Annotated in this window: 3 protein-coding genes; 2 read left to right on the top strand and 1 reads right to left on the bottom strand. The window is 43.5% G+C overall.

Going from position 1 to position 3,808, the window contains the following annotated elements; translation table 11 throughout:
* A partial coding sequence (locus MHN01_RS19620) for a GyrI-like domain-containing protein (RefSeq protein ID WP_239412897.1) occupies positions 1 to 695 on the top strand: 695 nt, incomplete at its 5' end.
* Positions 696 to 802: 107 nt separating this feature from the next.
* On the top strand, positions 803 to 1,696 hold the full coding sequence (locus MHN01_RS19625) for an SDR family oxidoreductase (protein WP_239412898.1): 894 nt from the start codon (positions 803 to 805) through the stop codon (positions 1,694 to 1,696).
* A 207-nt stretch (positions 1,697 to 1,903) separates the two neighbouring features.
* Here MHN01_RS19625 and MHN01_RS19630 read toward each other — a convergent pair whose 3' ends face one another.
* Complete coding sequence (locus MHN01_RS19630; protein ID WP_239412899.1) at positions 1,904 to 3,502, bottom strand: AbgT family transporter; 1,599 nt, start codon at positions 3,500 to 3,502, stop codon at positions 1,904 to 1,906.
* Positions 3,503 to 3,808 lie beyond the last annotated feature (306 nt).

The following is a 3,808-nucleotide window of genomic DNA, read 5'->3' on the forward strand; positions in this document are numbered from 1 at the left end:
CGATCTTCTACTTTAACCCTGAGAAAAGTATTACTGACATTGCTTTTGAATGTGGCTTCTCTAGCTCGCAAAATTTTGCGAAACAATTTAGCCGGTATTTTGGTCTATCACCTACTTGCTTTCGCCAAGGTAGCAGGAAACAAGACTCTCTTGAACTAATAAAAGAGAAAGTTACTTGTCAGTCTAAACCAAGCCTGATTTCTCCAGATAAAGAAAAGTGCCAATCAATGAGTGTGACTATTCAGTCTCGGCCTTCGTTTCGATTTGCCTACCTTCGTTTTATAGGTGCTTACGAAACGGTAGCAACGCAAAGGGCGATACAGAAGTTGATAGAGATATTGACAGAGCATAACATTGAATTTTCTTCAATTACTGGCATTGTTTGGGACAACCCTGATATTACCCCTCATGAGAAATGTCGCTACGATATTGGCGTGATAATCCAATCAGATAATCAGATTCCTGATGTGCTTAACATTCAACTCATCCCCGGAGGAGACTGCGCTGTTTATCGGTGTGAAGTCCTTGATGGTGACTTAGAGCAACCCTGGGATGATTTGGTTACCAACTGGCTTCCTTATAGTGGGTACTTACCATCAGGCTCGCCTGGATATGAAGTTTTTCACAAGTATAGCACTGAAAATTTGAATGAATCCTGGGAGATGGAAATCTGTATTCCTTTGGCTCCTCTATGAAATAGCAAGAATGGAAACGCATCTTTTTAGCTGCTCTTTTATGGTTAACGCAATTCAATGCAAAGCAATTTATGTTGAATTGTCTTATGGTACAAAGGAGATAAAAGATGAGCATCACTAACAAAACCCTCACTATCGTTGGGGCAACTGGAAGGTTAGCTGTTCCCGTTATTCACCGTTTATTGGAAAATGGGGTACAGGTCAAAGCGGTTGTACGTAATCTTGACAAGGCAAGAGAGCTTCTTCCAGAAAATGTGGACATTGTTTATGGAAATGTCGAAGATGTTCATAGTTTGAAAGAGGCTTTTCAAGGAACCGAAAATATTTATATTCATCTGAATACTACCTCTTTAAATCCTGAGCTTCCCTTCTATCCTGAGCGAGAAGGTGTAAAAAATATCGTCGATGCTGCCCAATTTAACGGGGTGAAACAAATTATGCAGATTGGGGGTATTGAATCATTACGTAAGGATTTTGCTGTAGAGGGAGTGCAACTTAAAACAAGCCTGATTCGTGATCAGGGAATGAAATATATCAAAGATTCAGGAATTCCTTATACATTTTTGTTTTGTTCATTTTTTGTCGATTCATTTCCTCTGTATATTCAAGATAAGTTGTTTGCCATTATTGGTGATTTAAAACACCCCTTGTATTTCACCAACACATCAATTCTGGCTAAAAATATCTATAATGCGATTGGAAATCCGAACGCTTATTCTCAATCTTTTGCCGTTCAGGGTAAAGAGGGAATGCCTTTTCCAGAGGCTGCAAAGCGATTTGTCAAAGTTTATGATCCTGAGGTAACTATTGAAAGCTTCCCTCTTGCTGCATTAAAAGAAATGGGAATGCCGTCAGAAGAAGAAGCGTTCATGGAGCATATGATGACATTTGTAGAGCAGTTAAAAGAAGAACCTATAGCAGAAAAAACGTGGAAAGAACTAGGAGAACCTGAAATGGGGCTTGAAGCGTTTGCTCAAGCATTAAAAGATAATCAAATTTAATTGAGTCAAAACGATCATTAACTAGAGGTGATTCCTTTGGTTGATAAACGATGACTTGATGATGGACATGCTTTATTAATATAAAAAATCCGAGTGTTTTGACAACACTCGGATTTTTGACTTTCTCAGAGGATCGTTCCATCGATCATATATGTGTAAACCGACTGGTATTTGGTTAGTGATCCCTGCTTTTGGATTGGGGCTAAGTTAGCCTCCGATGTTGTAATAGGTAGCGGCACCTGGACCTACCGGGATCCCAAGAACAAAGACCCATACATAGAACATGATGCTCCAGCCGAAAATAAAGATAATCGAGTATGGCAGCATGGTCGAAATCAGTGTACCCAGACCAAGGTTCTTTTGGTAACGGGTTGCTACCGCCAGAATCATACCGAAGTAGCTCATCATTGGAGTGATAATGTTGGTGACTGAATCACCGATTCGGTAAGCGGCCTGAATCGTTTCTGGCGCGTAGCCAACCAGCATCAGCATAGGAACGAAGATTGGAGCGGTCACTGCCCACTGAGCTGATGCTGAGCCGATCATCAGGTTGATGAACCCACACATCAGGATAAAGGCAAAGAATAGCATAGGGCCGGTCAGGCCAATTGATTGCAGGAAGTCAGCACCAGCAACGGCAAAGACCTGACCAAAGTTGGTCCACTTGAAGAAAGCGACAAATTGCGCTGCGAAGAAAACCAGTACAATGTACATGCCCATCGAGGACATCGACTTTGCCATGGCATCAATAACATCACGGTCATTCTTCATGCTGCCAACAACCTTGCCATAGACAAAGCCCGGGATGGCAAAGAAAACGAAGATAAAGGCGACAATTCCCTTAAGGAATGGCGAGCCAGCGACCAAGCCGGTTTCCGGATGACGGAGGATACCATTCTCTGGCACGATGGTTAGTGCTAGCAAGATCGCAACGCCCAGAGCGGCAAGCCCAGCAGCCTTTAATCCTTTCTTTTCAAGGGAGGTCAGCTTGCCCATCTTGTCTTTGCCAAGATCTTCGCTAGCCTCTTCCGAGTTGTATTTACCTAGTTTAGGTTCGACGATCTTTTCAGTAACGAAGGCACCCATGATGGTGATAGCGAACGTTGAGGCGAACATGAAGTACCAGTTTACTTCAGGGCCAACGCTATAGGCCGGATCGATCATCTGAGCCGCGGTTTCTGTAATGCCCGATAGCAAAGGATCGACAGTGCCTAGCAGTAGGTTGGCACTATAGCCACCGGATACACCGGCAAAAGCGGCTGCCAGCCCGGCCAATGGGTGTCGGCCTAGTGAGTGGAACAGCATAGCTGCCAGCGGTACCAGTACTACGTAACCTAGCTCTGAAGCCGTATTTGATACAATACCGGCAAATACGACAACAAGCGTTACCATGCGGCGAGAAGCGCCCATCACCAAGCCACGCATAGCTGACGAGAGCAAACCTGAATGCTCAGCAATAGCAACACCTAGCATAGCCACCAGTACGGTACCCAGCGGAGCAAAACCGGTGAAGTTCTTGACCAGGTTGGCCACAATTTTTTGCAGCCCTTCTTCATTGAGTAAGCTGACAACGTGGATCATGCCATCGGCAGATCGACCTGCTGCACCTTCTGGACGTGGATCGGCGACAGCCACTTCAAAGAAGCCGGCCACACCGGAAGCGATTAAAATTGCCAGGCAGAATAGGGCAAAAAGGGTGATTGGGTGTGGTAGCAGGTTGCCAAGCCACTCAACGGTGTCGAGAAAACGTGTAAATAACGTTTTTTTAGGTTGCTGTAGTTCTTGTTGTGAAGCAGGTGAGTGCATCACGACCTCCATATAATCGTACTTATCCCATCAATGGGTCCATTTTTCGTGGCGAAGGTTACGCTATGCATCGTGTGAAAAACAAGATAAAGATGTGAATCAATGTTTAAAATGACGTTTTATTATCTTTATTGGAGCGTTTTGGTAATGCTTTATATTGTTTAGGGGTGTTTGTTGATTGTACGAGTTTGATGGGATTCAGTACAGATTGGTTATTTCAGATGTAAATTTTCTGTTTAAAAATCATATTTTTATCAGCTTTGCTGAGATTGGTGTTTGATATTAGTCTCGGGAATGTAAAGGAGA

Origin of the sequence: Photobacterium sp. OFAV2-7 (assembly GCF_022347985.1) — a bacterium.
Lineage (GTDB): Bacteria > Pseudomonadota > Gammaproteobacteria > Enterobacterales > Vibrionaceae > Photobacterium.